15 protein-coding genes and 1 pseudogene are annotated in these 15,150 nt (G+C 71.1%); 6 read left to right on the top strand and 10 right to left on the bottom strand.

Going from position 1 to position 15,150, the window contains the following annotated elements; translation table 11 throughout:
* Positions 1-158 precede the first annotated feature (158 nt).
* Both QMG73_RS04005 and QMG73_RS04000 read left to right on the top strand, forming a co-directional pair.
* Positions 159-1,466 (top strand): sensor histidine kinase, encoded by a 1,308-nt coding sequence (locus tag QMG73_RS04005; RefSeq protein WP_281892512.1) that lies wholly within the window; start codon positions 159-161, stop codon positions 1,464-1,466.
* Positions 1,467-1,474: 8 nt separating this feature from the next.
* Positions 1,475-2,119, top strand: coding sequence for a response regulator transcription factor (locus QMG73_RS04000; protein ID WP_281892639.1), 645 nt, complete (start codon positions 1,475-1,477; stop codon positions 2,117-2,119).
* Here QMG73_RS04000 and QMG73_RS03995 read toward each other — a convergent pair.
* Genes QMG73_RS03995 through QMG73_RS03985 form a run of 3 tightly spaced genes read right to left on the bottom strand, consistent with a single transcriptional unit; the run spans position 2,108 to position 4,558 of the window.
* Positions 2,108-2,749, bottom strand: coding sequence for an HAD family hydrolase (locus tag QMG73_RS03995; protein ID WP_281892511.1), 642 nt, complete (start codon positions 2,747-2,749; stop codon positions 2,108-2,110). The genes QMG73_RS04000 and QMG73_RS03995 overlap by 12 nt on opposite strands.
* Positions 2,746-3,015, bottom strand: a complete 270-nt coding sequence (locus QMG73_RS03990; RefSeq protein ID WP_281892510.1) for a glutaredoxin family protein — start codon at positions 3,013-3,015, stop codon at positions 2,746-2,748. Before QMG73_RS03990 ends, QMG73_RS03995 begins: the two co-directional genes overlap by 4 nt.
* A complete protein-coding gene (locus QMG73_RS03985) occupies positions 3,002-4,558 on the bottom strand; it encodes an AMP-binding protein (RefSeq protein ID WP_281892509.1) in 1,557 nt (518 codons plus the stop codon). Before QMG73_RS03985 ends, QMG73_RS03990 begins: the two co-directional genes overlap by 14 nt.
* Positions 4,559-5,037: 479 nt before the next feature.
* Here QMG73_RS03985 and QMG73_RS03980 point away from each other — a divergent pair, with 479 nt between their 5' ends.
* The 4 genes from QMG73_RS03980 to QMG73_RS03965 all read left to right on the top strand — a co-directional run bounded on the left by QMG73_RS03980 (position 5,038) and on the right by QMG73_RS03965 (position 9,304).
* Positions 5,038-5,892 (top strand): ECF subfamily RNA polymerase sigma factor, BldN family, encoded by an 855-nt coding sequence (locus QMG73_RS03980; protein ID WP_281892638.1) that lies wholly within the window; start codon positions 5,038-5,040, stop codon positions 5,890-5,892.
* Positions 5,893-6,100: 208 nt separating this feature from the next.
* Complete coding sequence (locus QMG73_RS03975; RefSeq protein WP_281892508.1) at positions 6,101-7,168, top strand: DUF5667 domain-containing protein; 1,068 nt, start codon at positions 6,101-6,103, stop codon at positions 7,166-7,168.
* A gap of 112 nt (positions 7,169-7,280) precedes the next feature.
* Positions 7,281-8,174: an HAD family hydrolase gene (locus tag QMG73_RS03970; RefSeq protein WP_281892507.1), complete on the top strand. Its 894-nt coding sequence runs from the start codon at positions 7,281-7,283 to the stop codon at positions 8,172-8,174.
* A gap of 68 nt (positions 8,175-8,242) precedes the next feature.
* Positions 8,243-9,304 carry a hypothetical protein gene (locus QMG73_RS03965; RefSeq protein ID WP_281892506.1) on the top strand — a complete coding sequence of 354 codons (1,062 nt, stop codon included), beginning with the start codon at positions 8,243-8,245 and terminating at the stop codon, positions 9,302-9,304.
* A gap of 5 nt (positions 9,305-9,309) precedes the next feature.
* On the opposite strand, the gene QMG73_RS03960 is transcribed toward QMG73_RS03965, so the two are convergent.
* The 7 genes and pseudogenes from QMG73_RS03960 to QMG73_RS03930 form a co-directional block, all read right to left on the bottom strand.
* Positions 9,310-10,122, bottom strand: a complete 813-nt coding sequence (locus QMG73_RS03960; RefSeq protein ID WP_281892637.1) for a lysophospholipid acyltransferase family protein — start codon at positions 10,120-10,122, stop codon at positions 9,310-9,312.
* A gap of 137 nt (positions 10,123-10,259) precedes the next feature.
* Complete coding sequence (locus QMG73_RS03955; RefSeq protein WP_281892505.1) at positions 10,260-11,315, bottom strand: NAD-dependent epimerase/dehydratase family protein; 1,056 nt, start codon at positions 11,313-11,315, stop codon at positions 10,260-10,262.
* 47 nt (positions 11,316-11,362) lie between these two features.
* On the bottom strand, positions 11,363-11,464 hold the full coding sequence (locus QMG73_RS03950; RefSeq protein ID WP_007465623.1) for a 30S ribosomal protein bS22: 102 nt from the start codon (positions 11,462-11,464) through the stop codon (positions 11,363-11,365).
* A 65-nt stretch (positions 11,465-11,529) separates the two neighbouring features.
* Positions 11,530-11,742, bottom strand: a complete 213-nt coding sequence (locus QMG73_RS03945) for a helix-turn-helix domain-containing protein (RefSeq protein WP_265249796.1) — start codon at positions 11,740-11,742, stop codon at positions 11,530-11,532.
* 200 nt (positions 11,743-11,942) lie between these two features.
* A complete protein-coding gene (locus QMG73_RS03940; protein ID WP_281892504.1) occupies positions 11,943-13,127 on the bottom strand; it encodes an ABC transporter permease in 1,185 nt (394 codons plus the stop codon).
* A pseudogene (locus QMG73_RS03935) lies at positions 13,127-13,789 on the bottom strand (ABC transporter ATP-binding protein); the annotation flags it as partial. The pseudogene QMG73_RS03935 and the gene QMG73_RS03940, both read right to left, overlap by 1 nt.
* On the bottom strand, positions 13,786-15,132 hold the full coding sequence (locus tag QMG73_RS03930) for an efflux RND transporter periplasmic adaptor subunit (protein WP_281892636.1): 1,347 nt from the start codon (positions 15,130-15,132) through the stop codon (positions 13,786-13,788). The pseudogene QMG73_RS03935 and the gene QMG73_RS03930, both read right to left, overlap by 4 nt.
* Between the last annotated feature and the right edge of the window lie 18 nt (positions 15,133-15,150).

Genomic DNA, 15,150 nt, shown 5'->3' with positions numbered 1-15,150 from the left:
GCTACGGGTAAACAGAGTAGGCGCTTGTGAAGTCGTGCACAAATCGCGATCTTGATCTATCGCCCGTCAGTGATCGACTCTCAGTAGGGCCAGCCCTACCGTGAAGATGCCAGCGGACGGGATGGGAGCGAACCAAGCCGATGCCTAGCGTCGATGACATGACCACGACCACCGCCTCTGCGAACGCCGGCGCCGAGCCGTATCCGCACCCTGGCATGTTTCGGCAGCTCATGACCGACTCCGGCTACGTCATCACCAATTTTCCTCTCGCAGTGGCCGGTTTCATAGTGGTGGTGGTCGGCTTCGCACTGGGTGTCGGCCTCGGCATCACGCTCATCGGCCTTCCCATCCTGGCTGGCGCCCTGCTCATCGCCCGCGCGTTCGCTGACATCGAGCGGCTCCGGATGCCAGCCGTCCTCCGCCACCCTCGGGTCCGCCCGCAGTACAAGGTCGCCAACCCGGACGCGAACATCTGGCGCCGGGTCGTGACGCCAATCACCGATACGCAGTCCTGGCTCGACCTCGCGCACGCGGTCATCCGCCTTCCGATCGGCGTCTTCGCGTTCGTGGTCACCGTGACCTGGTGGGCGGCCGCGGTGGGCGGCTCGATGTACTGGGCGTACGACTGGGCGCTTCCGAGTCCCGGCGGCGAGGAGGACCTGCCCCAACTGCTCGGCCTCGGCGACTCGACCGGCGCCCGGATCGGCCTGCACACCGCGATAGGTGTGTTCTTCCTGATCACCCTGCCCGTCGTGGTCCGCGGCTGCGCGGCTCTGGAGGCATCGCTCGGGCGTGCGCTGCTCACCGGCATGGCCGAGATGCGCAACCGGATCACGGTGCTGGAGGAGCAGAAGCGCGCTGCCGTGTCCGCTGAGGCGACCGCCCTGCGCCGGCTGGAGCGCGACATCCACGACGGCCCCCAGCAGCGTCTCGTGCGGCTGGCGATGGACCTGGGCCGCGCCCAGCAGCAGCTCGACACCGATCCGGACGCGGTCCGGCGCACGCTCGACGAGGCACTGACACAGACTCGCGACACGCTCAACGAGCTGCGGGCTCTCTCGCGCGGCATCGCACCGCCGATCCTGGTCGACCGCGGCCTGCCCAGCGCGCTGGCGGCGCTCGCCGGCCGCGGCGTCGTACCGATCGACCTGAGCGTCGACAACACGCTCGGTACCCCGGCCGGCCGCCTCGATCCGGCCCTGGAGAACGCGGCGTACTTCGTGGTGGCCGAGGCGCTGACCAACGTCGCCAAGCACAGCCGGGCGACCGAGTGCTGGGTCAGCGTCAAGCGCACCGGCGACCGGCTGACCATCGCGGTGATCGACGACGGCGAGGGCGGTGCCCACGTCTCCAAGGGTCACGGCCTGGCCGGTATCGCCGACCGGATCCGCGCCGCCGGCGGTGCGCTCGAAGTGGTCAGCCCGGTAGGCGGCCCGACGGAGATCAAGGCCGAGCTTCCGTGCTAGACAACAGCATGCGCGTGGTGATCGCCGACGACGCGGTACTCCTCCGGGAGGGCCTCGTCCGGCTCCTGACCGAGCAGGGACACGATGTGGTCGCGGCTGTCGGCGACGGCGACAGCCTTGTCACCGCCATCGAGGAGCACCGGCCCGACATCTCGATTGTCGACGTGCGGATGCCCCCGTCGCACACCGACGAAGGGCTGCGCGCCGCGGTGACCGCCCGCGAACGGGTGCCGCGCACACCGATCCTCGTGCTCTCCCAGTACGTCGAGGTGTCGTACGCCGACGACCTGCTCGCGGACCGGGCGGGCGCGGTCGGTTACCTGCTCAAGGACCGGGTTGCCGCGATCGCGGAGTTTCTCGACGCGGTGGACCGGGTGGCGAGCGGCGGCACCGTGCTGGACCCGGAGGTCGTCAGCCAGCTTCTGGTACGCCGCCGCCGCGACGACCCGCTGCGCGAGCTGACCCCGCGCGAGCGCGAGGTGCTGTCGCTGATGGCGGAGGGCCGCTCGAACACCGCGATCGCCCGGACGCTGGTGGTGAGCGACGGCGCCGTCGAGAAGCACGTGCGCAACATCTTCACCAAGCTCCAGCTCCCGCCGGACGAGGAGCAGCACCGCCGGGTTCTGGCGGTGCTCACCTACCTACGCGGCTGACGCGAGCGTGACCGCCTCGACCAGCGTCTCGGCGACCGGTACGCCGACCGCGCGCAGCCGCTCGGGGTCGGTGAAGCCGCCGGTGTAGAGCACGCACGCGGCACCGACGGACGCGGCGGCGTGCGCGTCGTCGACCGAGTCGCCGATCAGCACCACCGACTCGCCCGCGATGCCCAGCTCGCCCAGGTGACGCTGGAGATGGCCGGCCTTGAGGTCACCGCCGACGGTGCTCCGCAACCCGTCGACCCGGCTGAACATCGGGGTCAGGCCGTACGTCTCGATCGTCGGCACCAGCTCTTCGTGGAACCACATGGACAGCAGCGACTGAGTACCCGCCCAGGAGCGCATCGCGGTCCACGCGTCGGCGGTCAGCCCGCAGGTGGCGAGGCCCACCCGGTAGCTGTCGTGAAAGATCCGGTCGAGCCGCGCGAACTCGACCTCGTCGACCGGCCGCCCCAGCACCCCGACGTAGTAGTCGACCACCGGTCGCCGGAAGTCGCGGCGGTGCTCGTCGGGCGTCACCACCGGCCCTTCGACGCTCGCGAACGCTACGTTGGTCGCGGAGACGACCAGCGCCAGATCGTCGAGCAGCGTGCCGTTCCAGTCCCAGACGAGATGCTTACGAGTCACTTGCTCAGGTCCCTGATCAGTCGCTGCTCCTCGACCCGCCAGAAGCCGTGCTCCTTGCCGTCGAGCAGCGTCACCGGCACCCGGTCGCCGTACTCCGCCTCCAGCTCACGGTCCCCCGTCAAGTCGACCTCCACCCATCGCGTGCCGGTCTGCGCGGCCACCCGCTCGATCGCCTCTTTGGCGACGTCGCACAGGTGGCACCCCGGTCGGGTGATCAAGGTGAGACGGGTGGGCAAGGGAGAGGGTGGTGGTTCAGACACGACCATGCTCCGATCTCAGCAGTGTCTTGCGAACCTTACCCGTGGGCGAATGCGGCAGTTCCTCGACGAACTCCACCGCGGTCGGGCACTTGAACCTGGCCAGGTTGCGCTCGCAGTGCCGCAGCAGGTCGTCGACCGTCGGATCGGCGCCGGGCGCCCGCACGACGTACGCCCGGACCGTCTCGCCGGTGTACGGATGCGGCGCGCCGATCACCGCGGCCTCGGCGACCGCCGGGTGTGCGGCGAGCACCTGCTCGACCTCGTGCGGGTACACGTTGAAGCCGCTGACCAGGATCAGCTCGCCGAGCCGGTCGACCAGGAAGAGGTCGCCGTCGGCATCGGCGTACGCGACGTCGCCGGTGGCCCACCAGCCGTCGGCGTCCGGCCCGTCCCGCCCGTCCGGCCAGTACCCGGAGAAGAGGTTGGCACCGCGTACCACGATCTCGCCCGGGTCGGTGCCCGGCGACTCCAGCTCCAACTCCAGCTCGTCTTCGGCTTCGGGGTCCACCGCGCCGTCGTGCCACAGGTTTTCCCCGCCCGCGCCGACCAGCCTCAGCTCGACACCGGGGATCGGCTGCCCGATCGAACCGACCTTCGGCACCGGGCTCACCAGCGTCGACGTCAGCACCGGCGCGGTCTCGGTCAGCCCGTAGCCGACGAACACGGGGTGCCGGGTCGCCTCGGTGAACCGGGATGCCGTGGACGCCTCCAGTGGCGCCGCCCCGCATGCCGCGAAGCGCACCGACTCCATCGACTCGCCCAGGTCGGGCAGCAGCGACCAGCCGACGTACATCGACGGCACACCGATCACGGCCGTGACCTGCGTGCGGGCGATGGTCTCCAGGGCGGCCGCCGGGTCGAAGCGCTCCATCAGCACGCCACACGCGCCGTGGAAAGCCACCGCTCCCAGGCCGGAGTTCAACCCGTACGCGTGGAAAAGCGGCACCGCGAGCAGCAACACGTCGTCGGGGCCGACGACGGTCGGCGCCACGCGCGCGACCTGCTCATGGTTCGCGATCAGCGCGCGGTGCGACAGCATGGCGCCCTTCGGGCGCCCCTCGGTGCCAGACGTATAGAGCAGCACGGCCAGATCGTCACCGCCGGCTTCGCGGGCGGGTGCGGCATCGCGCCAGTCCGACACGCTTGTTTGTACCGTCGACAACGCCGGCAGTTCCCCATGGATACCGCCAACGGTCTCCGCGACCTGCTCACCACACAGCAAGATCGCGGCCGCCGAGTCGGCGAGCACATGTCGCAGTTCTCGTGAAGTGAATTCGGGATTGATCGGCACGGCCACCAGTCCGGCGCGCAAGGCACCGAAGAACGCGACCGCGAAATCGGGGGTATTCGGCAACGCGATCGCCACCCGGGCGGGGTACCCGGCGGTGGGCGCCGGCGCGAGCGCGGCCAGCCCACGGGCCGCCGCGTCGATCCGCGCGTCGAGATCGCCCCAGGTCACGGCCTGGTCGTGCCAGATCAACGCCGGGCGGTCGGGGCCCGCCTCGGCGGCCCGGCGGACGTAGCCGGACAAGTTCGGGGGTGCTTGCACCGTCACAGGGTAATGTGACGCAGCCCATTCGGGCGTGTCGCGGTGCGGCCCGTGTTGTTCCCCCGAACGGGGGTCCGCCTAGGCGAAACCGCCTGTCAGGAACGCGACGACGCACAGTCTGTGCGACTTATCCCGCCACGATCCGCAAATAATTCCGCTCTGTGTAACGGACTCCGCACACGTGGGTGATGTTGGCCCTATTATCTCTGGGTCGGCTCACCCCTTTTGCCGTGAGTCGACACCCCTCACCCCGAGGAGGCCGCTGTGCCCGATAACGCACCGCAACAGCACCTCATGGGTGTGTGTCGCCTAATGGCGTGCCCCGTGGGGGCAGCAGACACACACCCGTCGATAACGCTGTGCGCGGCTACGGAGGAGGGGCAGTGACGGCATACGTGTACGACGGCGGACTGGTGAGCCGCGAGGAGCGCGCCGCGCAAATTGCACTCGCCGATGGCCTGCGCGTCCTGCGCCACGTCATGAAGAACGACATGGACACCCGGCGTACGCGCAACCGCCCGCCTCTCAACGAGGTTCCGGGCCGGCACACGCCCTCGGGCACCAATGCCAAGCCGCTGCGCGGTGGCGTCACCACGCCCGGCCGGCCCACCATGCCAGCGCAGCCGGCACCGGGGCACAACCCGGCCGACCCCGGCACGCGCACCACCGACTCCGACACGGCCGTACTACCAGCCGTGCGCCCCGGCGACTCCGCCGGCACCGGCAACGGGGCGCCCACGCGGTACCCGGATCGTCCGGACCCCACCGACGCGGCGGCCGAGGTGTGGGCGCTGGTCGAGCGCGCCCAGGCCGGCGAGGCCGAGGCGTTCGGGCTGATCTACGACCGGTACGTCGACACCGTCTTCCGGTTCGTCTACTTCCGGGTCGGCAACCGGCAGCTCGCCGAAGACCTGACCTCCGACACGTTCCTGCGCGCCCTCAAGCGCATTGGCTCCTTCACCTGGCAGGGCCGTGACCTCGGCGCCTGGCTGGTGACGATCGCGCGCAACCTGGTCGCCGACCACTTCAAGTCCGGCCGGTACCGCCTGGAGGTCACGACGGGTGACGTGCTGGACGCGGATCGCGAAGATCGCGGTCCCGAAGGCAGCCCCGAGGCCGCCGTCGTCGACCACATCACCAACGTCGCCCTGCTCACCGCCGTCAAGCAGCTCAACCCCGAGCAGCAGGAGTGCATCGTGCTCCGCTTCCTGCAGGGCTTCTCGGTCGCCGAGACCGCCCGGGCGATGGGCAAGAACGAGGGCGCCATCAAGGCACTCCAATACCGTGCGGTGCGCGCCCTTGCCCGGCTGCTGCCGGACGGGTTTCAGCCGTGACGCCAATCACGGCTGGTACGCCAATCACGGTTGGTAATTGTCAGACGGCCAAGCCCGTAACCCCTCGTCCCGGAATCGCGTTTGTCAGGATGCGACCGGCGACGGCCCTGGCCTCCCCCCTGGCTCGATCCGAGGATTCCGCTGCCGTCGCCCCGGCCGGCGATCACGCCGGCCGCGCAGTCGTGACCAGCGAAGGGAGGTGCCCGCGGTGACCGCGAACGTCTTCAACCGCCGGCGCGCCGAGCGCTTCGCGCAGCTCCTCGACGAGACCAATGGCATCGAGAACGCCGACGGCGAGCTCGCCCGGTCCGTCGCGGTGCGCGATCGGCTAACCGCGCTCCAGCCGTCCGTCGAGATCGATCCGGAGTTCCGCACCGGCCTGCGCGCCATGCTGGTCGCCACGGCCGAGCGCGACGGCATCGGCAGCACCGCGGTCGAGCCCGAAGAGCACGAGTCCCGGCAGCAGCGTCGCGCCGTCTGGCGCCGGCGCGCGCCGCGACTGGTGATCGTCGGAGTGGCAGTCGGCATCGTGACCGTCTCCGGCGCCTCCGCGGCCAGCGAGCGGGCGATGCCCGGCGACGCGCTGTACGGCGTCAAGCGGTCGGCGGAGCGCACGCAGCTCGCGCTCGCCCGCTCCGACGTGACGCGTGGCCAGCTGCTGCTCAGCTTCGCCCGCACCCGCGTCGCGGAGGCCGAGGCCGTACGGGGTGAAGCGTCCAGCTTCGCCGGCGCGCTCGGCGACATGGACTCCGACACCCGCGAGGGCGTCAAGCTGCTCACCACCTCGGCTGTGCAACGCGGCGACGAGGTGGCGCTCGACGCGATCGACACGTTCGTCAGCCAGCAGCGCGGCGACCTCTCCGGGATGCTCTCGTCCGCCTCGGGCGCCGAGCGCGAGCGGGTCCTGTCGTCGCTCGGCCTGCTCGGCGACGTGAGCCAGCGCTCCAAGGGCCTGCGCACCACGCTCTCCTGCGGCGCGACGGCCAGCGGGGATGCCGACGTGCTCGGCCCGAAGCCGGCGTCCTGCGTGTCCGCGTCCGGTTCCGGCAACGGCGAGACCGGTCAGGGCTCCAAGACCGGCGAGCGGGACAACGGGCAGACGAGCCCCGGCCGCACCGAGAACGACCCGTCCAAGGCACCGGGCGCCGGACCGTCGGAGCCCGGTGCGACGCCGTCCGGCTCCGCGCCGGCGCAGCCCGACCCCAGCCCGTCCGCGTCCGACGAGGGCGGCATCATCGACGGGCTCGGCCGGATCCTCGACGACCTTCTCGGCTGACCGAACACGCACTCTTCAGGGGCCGTCCAGATGGACGGCCCCTGATCAATATCGAACTGACACAGCCTTGCCCGCTACCCTCGCATAAAGCGACGCAGAGGGAGGTTCGCGCGTGCCCCGCATCCGCAGGGCTGCCGGTAACCACAAGGTCACCGTCAGCACCGACGCGCACGGACACACCGCCGGCTGGGCCTCGACCGACCTGGAAGCGGCCCTCGCCGTGCCGCCCGATCTGTCCGCCGCCGCGTTCTTCGACGTCGACAACACGATGATGCAGGGCGCCTCGATCTACTGGTTCGCGCGCGGGCTGGCCGCTCGCAAGTACCTGACCACGGGTGACCTCGTCCGGTACGGGTGGCAGCAGGCCAAGTTCCGCCTGATGGCCCGGGAAAACCACGGCCAGATGTCGCAGGCCAAGAACGCGGCGCTCGCGTTCGTCGAGGGCTGGCGGGTCGACGACATGGAACGGCTCAGCGAGGAGATCTTCGACGAGCTGATGGCCGAACGCATCTGGACCGGCACGCGGGCCCTCGCACAGTTGCACCTCGACGCCGGCCAGCGGGTCTGGCTCGTCACCGCCGCCCCGGTCGAGCTCGGCCGGGTGATCGCCCAACGGCTCGGCCTCACCGGGGCGATCGGCACCGTCGCCGAGGTGCGCGACGGCGCGTACACCGGCCGCCTCGTCGGCGACCTGATGCACGGCCCGGCGAAGGCCGACGCGATCGCTCAGCTCGCCACGGTGGAAGGGCTCGACCTGACCCGCTGCACGGCGTACAGCGACTCCTCCAACGACATCCCGATGCTCTCGGCGGTCGGGCACGCGGTCGCCGTCAACCCCGACACCGCGCTGCGCGCCGAGGCCCGCACGCGTGGCTGGGACGTGCGTGACTTCCGCACCGGTCGCAAGGCCGCCAAGATCGCGGTACCCGCGACGCTGGCGACCGGCGTGCTCGCCGGCGCGATCACCGCTGGCCTGGCGATGCGCCGGCGGAAGTCCCGCCCGTGACGCTGGTCTCCGGACCACAGGTGGTTACCCCTCCGGCTCCCAGGCGATCGCGCGCGCCCCTCGGTGGCGTGATCGCCCTGGCTGCCGCGCTCGCCGCCGCTGGCACCCTGCTCGCGCTCTCGCCGGGCGGCTCCGAGCCGGCTGGGCCGCCGCAGCCGCGCACGGTCGAGCAGGTCTGGCCGGACGCGAAGCGCGCCAGCATCCCCGGCGTACTGCCCGACGGCACGCCCTACAGCCCGGCGTACCTGCTGGACGAGAGCACCTCCATCGGCACCGCCACCGACCCGCGCGGCACGGTGCTCCGGCTGGTACTGCGCGACGCCGCCGGGGCGGTACGCGAGCTGCGCCGGCTGCCGGTTGGCGGGAGCCCGCAGTACAGCGGCTTCACCCGCGCCGGCGACGAGGTGGCGTGGGCCGAGTCGGTCACCACGGACTTTGGCGCGGCTCGCACCGAGATGTGGATTGCCAGCGTGGCGGGTGGCACTCCCCGCAAGATCACAGGTGACACGGGCGACGTGGTCTTCTTCAACTCCCAGTACGACATGGTGATCGACGCCAACCGCCTGTACTGGGTAGCCGTCGCGCCCGGCCAGGACCAGGTCACCGAGGTCCGCTCCGTACCGCTGGCCGGCGGCGAGGTCACGGTGCGCACCGAGCCCGGCGCGTGGGCACTGTCGGCGTGGCCGTGGCTGGTCAGCGCGGGCAGCGGGCAGAGCGGCCCGGTCGAGCTGCGCGACCTCGGCACCGGCAAGGTCACCACGGTCCCGGCCGCTGCCACGGAACTTGTCACGTGCAGCCCTACCTGGTGCAGAGTGCTGGTACTCGCCGGCGACGGCCCGTCCCGCATCGACCTCATGCGCCCCGACGGCACCGACCGCCGACCGATCGCGGACGGCGCGGCAACGGCGTCGGTGATCGACGTGGCGCTGCTCGACCGCTTCGAGGTCCTGTCGCAGGGCACCGACCTGACCACCCAGCGGCTGCTCCTCTACGACCTGCGCTCGAAGCAGAGCGCGATCGTGGCCGGCAGCGCGGGGATGGTCCTATGCCGCGGCGGCCTCCTGTGGTGGTCGACCGGCGCCGCCCAAGCGCCCGAATGGCACACCCTGGATCTCCGCTCCCTGACCTAAAGGCGCTATGGGCCGAAGGGGTCGGGGCGGCGCTCGAGGAGCTGGTGCAACGTCTGCTGGATGGTCTCGCGCACCTGGTCGGCCAGGTTGAAGATGACCATCGGGTCGTCGGCGTGCTCGGTCAGGTGCGCCGTCGGTATCGGCGGGCAGAACCCGATCAGCCACTTGCTCGGCAGCGGCACCATCCCCAGCGGCCCCAGCCACGGAAATGTCGGCGTGACGGGAAAGTATGGCAGCTTGAGCAGGCGCGCGAGCGGCTTGATGTCGGCCAGGATCGGATAGATCTCCTCGGCGCCGACGATCGCGACCGGAATGATCGGCGTGCCGGTGCGCAGGGCCGCCGACACGAAGCCGCCCCGGCCGAAGCGCTGCAGCTTGTACCGGTCGCGGTAGTGCTTGCCGACCCCCTTGAAGCCCTCGGGGAAGACACCGACCAGCTCACCGCTGCGCAGCAGCCGCTCGGCGTCGGGATTGCACGCCACGGTGCCGCCCGACTTGCGCGCCAACTCGGACAGCACCGGCACGCGAAACACCAGGTCGGCGCCCAGCAGCCGCAGGTGCCGGTGGCTTGGGTGCTTGTCGTGGAGGGCGACAGAAAGCATGAGCGCGTCGACCGCCACGGTGCCGGAGTGGTTGCCGACGACAAGACCGGCACCCTCTTCGGGCAGGTTCTCGACGCCGAAAACCTCGGTGCGGAACCACTCGCGGTACAGCAGCCTCAGTACCGGATGAAAGAGCCCCTCGGTCAGCTCGCGGTCGAAGCCGAACTCATCCACCTCGTACTGGCCGGACAGGCGGCGCCGCGCGAACGCCAGCATGCCGGCGACACGCCGATCCCAGACGTCACCGGGTTTGTCCTCAACGGCAGGCTTGGGCGCGTGGCCGTTGCGGCGCGCCGGCCCGTCCAGGTCGTCGGCTGGTGCGGGATCGGGTACTGCGAACCGCTTCTGGTCTTTCACGAACTCTCCTGAGCCGCGGCGCGCACCCGCCGGATGCCGTCGAGGATCGCCTGCTCGGCGGCGGCAAGGTGATCGGGGGTGACCACCCTACGCCCAGCGTGGCCCCGGATGAAGTCGTCGAACGCCGCTTCCGTCGTGCGCGGCTCGAAGCCGTACTCCTGGATCAAGCGTGTCGTGTCGACCACCCGGCCGTGCACGAAGAGATCGAGCTGGTCGAGCCCGTACCGCCCGAACCGCAACCCGCCCGCCAGCATGGCGGCCGCCGACAGCCCCGGCTCCAGTACCGGCACGGCGACCCGGCCCGCGCGGCGGATCGCCTGCGACAGCGTGAGTACGCCGGCACCGGCAACATTGAACGTGCCCGGGTGGTCTTCCACGACCGACCGGTGCAGCACCTCGAGCGCGTCGTCGACGTGCAGGAACTGCAACCGCGGGTCGCGGCCGAACACCGTCGGGACGACCGGCTGCGCGAAGTACCGCGTGATCGTGGTGTTGGCGGTCGAGCCGATGAACGGCGCGAACCGCAGCACCGTCGCGCTGACGTCGGGCCGGCGCCGCCGGAACCCGCGCAGGTATCCCTCGACGTCGAGGATGTCGCGCGCGAACCCGCCACGCGGCACCTGCCGCGGCTCGGTGTCTTCGGTGAAGACGGCCGGATCGCGGAACGACGCGCCGTACGCGGCCGTCGAGGATCGCATCACCAGCTTGCGCAGCCGCGGTGCCTGTTGGCAGGCAGCGAGCAGCTGCATGGTGCCGATGACGTTTTGCTCCTTCATCGCCCCCCGACCGCCCTGCTGCTCCGGGGCGGTGACGAGCGCCAGGTGCACGACGCATTCGGCATCGAGCTCAGCCAGCACAGAACCGGCCGACGCGGCGTCGACCGGGATGTGCTCTACGTCGCCCAACAGCTCGGCCAGCTCGGCCGAGGGCAAGTTAGGGTCGAGCCCCACCACGCGACCGACCCGTTTGTCGGCCGCGAGGCGGGCAGCAACCTGTGCGCCGAGGTACCGGCTGATGCCGGTCACCACGACGACACTCACGGCGGCGGTCACCGCCACCTCACGTTTCGGTCCACGTCCGGCCGAAGGACCGGACGCCGCTACTTGCCGAGACGGCGACGCTGGACGCGGGTCTTGCGCAGCAGCTTGCGGTGCTTCTTCTTGGCCATGCGCTTGCGGCGCTTCTTGACCACCGAGCCCATACGAACGCCCTTCCGTTTCCTTGCGATTCTCGCCTGGTGACGACAGCCAACCAGGGTAGCCCGTGCTAGGCGGACTCCTGGAACGCCCCCCGGAGATATTCGTGTACCGCGTGCTCGGGCACGCGGAACGACCGGCCAACGCGGACCGCGGTCAGCTCACCGGAGTGCACCAGTCGGTAAACGGTCATCTTCGAAACTCGCATGAGCGTCGCCACCTCTGCGACGGTCAGGAATTTGACCTCCGACAGCCTGCCCTCGGACTGTGGTGATCCTGCCATGGCTCACCAACCCATCCCATCCCCGGCGCGTGCCACCCGGCGGGTCGGTCCCCGTCGCAGCGGGCAACGCGCGTGTAACTAGTACGGTACCGGGACGCCTGTGACCGACGCGATCCCTTCAGCCAAGTGATCATGATCAGTCAAGCCAACACGCCGCACTCCCACCAATTTCCCCCCAAAGAGCACCACACTCCCCGACCCTATTCGGTGCGGAGGGCTACTACGGGGTCCAGGCGGCCGGCCCTTTGGGCGGGGACTACGCCGAAGACGATGCCGACGGCCGCTGAGACGCCGAAGGCCAGCGTCAACGACCACCACGTGATCGCGGCCGGCACCGGCGAGACGGCGCCGACGAGCAGTGCCGCCCCGATTCCCAGCGCCATCCCCAGTACGCCGCCGAGCGTGGTCAGCAGTACCGCCTCCAGGAGGAACTGCACCCCGATGTCGCGGGGCCGGGCACCCACCGCCTTGCGAAGGCCGATCTCCCGGGTCCGTTCGCGCACCGACACGAGCATGATGTTGGAGACGCCCACGCCGCCCACGAGCAACGATATGCCGGCGATCGCGGCCAGTACGCCGGTCAGCACGCCCAGGATGTCGCCGAGTACGCCGAGGATCTGCTCCTGGGTGACCGCGCTGAACTCGGTGTCGGGGTGCCGCTCGGACAGCTCTGCCACGATCCGGTTGCCGAGTTCGTCGATGCGCTCCCGGTCGGGCGCCTTGACGGCGATGCCGTCGATCCGGTTGGTGCCGTACAGCCGGTGGGCGGTGGTGACCGGGATGTGTACCTCGTCGTCGCGGTCGACACCCAGGCTCTGCCCGAGTGGTGCGAACACTCCCACGACCCGGAACCGTACGCCGGCCACCGACACCTGCCGCCCGATCGGGTCGCGGTCCCCGAAGAGCGTGCGGGCGACCGTGGAGCCCAGTACCGCCACCCGCCGCGCGGTGTCCACATCGGACGAGGTGAGGTAGCTGCCCCGCCCGACGGAGCGTACGAACACCTGGGGCGTGGTTTCCAGTACGCCCTGGACGGTGGTGAACGTCGACTGGGTGCCGGCCCGCACGGTCTCGCCGGACGTCACGGTCACCGCCACCCGCGAGGGGTCGCCGACGACGCGGGTAACCGCCTCCACATCGGACAGCGAGAGCCGCGACACCGAGGGCGCCGAGTTGAAGTCGAGCCGTCCGGGCACCACGATCAGCAGGTTGGAGCCGAGCCCTTCGACCTGCTGCTCGACCTCGCGCTTGGCGCCGGTGCCGATGGCGACCAGCACCACGACGGCGGCGACGCCGATCACGACGCCGAGCATGGTGAGCGCGCTCCGGAGCCGGTTGGCCCGCAGCGCGTCGAGCGCAACGCGCCAAGCCTCAGCGAGTCTCACACGATCACTCCGTCGCGCATCACGATCTGGCGGTGGGCGCGCGCGGCCACGTCGCGGTCGTGGGTGACCAGTACCAGGGCCACCTGGGACTCGGCGTTGAGCTCCTCCAGGAGCGCGAGCACGGCGGCGCCGGTGACCGTGTCGAGGTTGCCGGTCGGCTCGTCGGCGAGCAGCACCTCCGGGTCTGTCACCAGCGCCCGCGCGATCGCGACCCGCTGCTGCTCGCCACCGGAGAGCTGGTTGGGGCGGTGCTGGAGCCGGTGGCCCAGCCCGACCCGTTCGAGCATCGCGGCGGCTCGGGCCCGCCGCTGGCGCGCGCCGAGCCCCCGGTACACCAGCGGCAGCGCCACGTTGTCGACGGCGGACGTGCGCGGCAGCAGGTGGAACGACTGGAAGACGAACCCGATGGTCTCGTTGCGCAGCCGGGCCATCTCCGGTGGGGAGAGCGAGGCCACGTCGCGCCCGCCGATCACGAGCTGGCCGCTGGTGGGCCGGTCGAGGGCGCCGAGCAGGTGCATCAGGGTCGACTTGCCGGAGCCGGACGGCCCGACGATCGCGACGTAGTCGCCGGCGTCGATGGTGAGCGAGACGCCCCGTAGGGCCGGCACCGACACGCCGTCCAGCTCGTAGGTGCGGGCGATGGCGGACGCGCTGATCGTCACGGGAACTCTTGACCGGAGGTCACGAGGTCGGTGCCGCGTACGACGACCCGCTGGCCCGCCTCGACGCCGGAGACGATCTGGACGAGGTCCGCACCCTGCACGCCCACGGTCACGTCGACCCGCTCGGCGCGCCCGTCGCGGACGACCCAGACGGCGTCGCGCCCGTCGGCGGAGAAGACGGCGGCGGCCGGTACCGCCACCGCGTCGTCGGCCTGGCGGACCTGGAGGTGCACGACCGCGCTCATGCCGGGGCGGGGTGCTGGCGCGTCGCGCCCGTCGGCGTACTCGCCGGTGCCGAGGGCGAGCCGGACCCGGTACGCCACGCCGCCGCGCGCCGACGAGGTGGGCAGCACGTCGACGGAGCGCACCCCAGCCGTGTACGTGGCGCCGGTGGCCGCGTCCAGCTCGACGGTGGCGTTCTGGCCCGGCTGTACGAGCAGGACGTCGGTCTCGTCGACCTCGGCGACCAGACCCAGGGCTGACGTGTCGACGACGGTCAGCACGGCGGTGCCCGCCCTCACCTGCCCACCCACGGGTATCGCGACGTCTACGCCCGGTTGGGAGTCGGCGGGCGCACCACCCAGAGACGGTGCCGCCGCGCCACCCAGAGCCGATAGAGCCCCAAGGGCGGAAGCGGCCGACGACGAGGTCGACGCCCCGCCGTACTGCACGATCCCCGGGATCGGTGCCCGCAGGGTGAGCGCGTCGACGGTCGACTTCGCCAGGTCGTACGCCTGCTGTGCCTGGAGGCGTTGAGCGGCGGAGAGCGCGCTCATCGCTGAGCTGATTCCCGCGACGCCGCGCTGGACCGCCCGGACCGCCTGCCCGGCGGCGCGGGCGGCGACCTCGTACTGCCGCTCCGCCGAGTCGACGTGGGTGAGGAGCGCGGCGCGCGCGGTCGGGTCGGTGATCTTGCCGGCGGCCTTGCGCGCCGCCGCGAAGGCCGCGGCCGCCGCCTTGTCGGTCTCCTTCTGTACGCCCGAGAGGTTGACCCCACCGCCGAAGCCGCCACCGGCCCGCCGTGCCGCGTCCAGCGCCTGCTTGGCCTGCCGGAGGCGGGACTCGGAGCCGGGCGAGTCGATGATCGCGAGTACCTGTCCCTTGCGCACCTGGTCGCCGGGCGCGACCCGCATCTCGGCGAGGGTGCCGTCGGCGGGGGCGCTGAGCGTGGCTGCCGACTTCGCCGTCACGGCTGCCGGTGCGTCGACCACCTCGGCGACGGTGGTGCGTGACACGGAGCCGAGCGCGACGTCTGGATCGTCGTCGCCGCACGAAGCGGCGGTCGCCCCGAGCAGGATGACCAGGGCGGCGGCGAGCGAGGCTGGCCGGGACACGCTGCCCATGCTACGAGGCGGCACCAT

The sequence above is a fragment of the Phytohabitans aurantiacus genome (assembly GCF_027923225.1).
Taxonomy (GTDB): Bacteria; Actinomycetota; Actinomycetes; order Mycobacteriales; family Micromonosporaceae; genus Phytohabitans; species Phytohabitans aurantiacus.
Note: the sequence above shows the minus strand (reverse complement) of the source record. Positions and strands in the feature narration are given on the sequence as shown.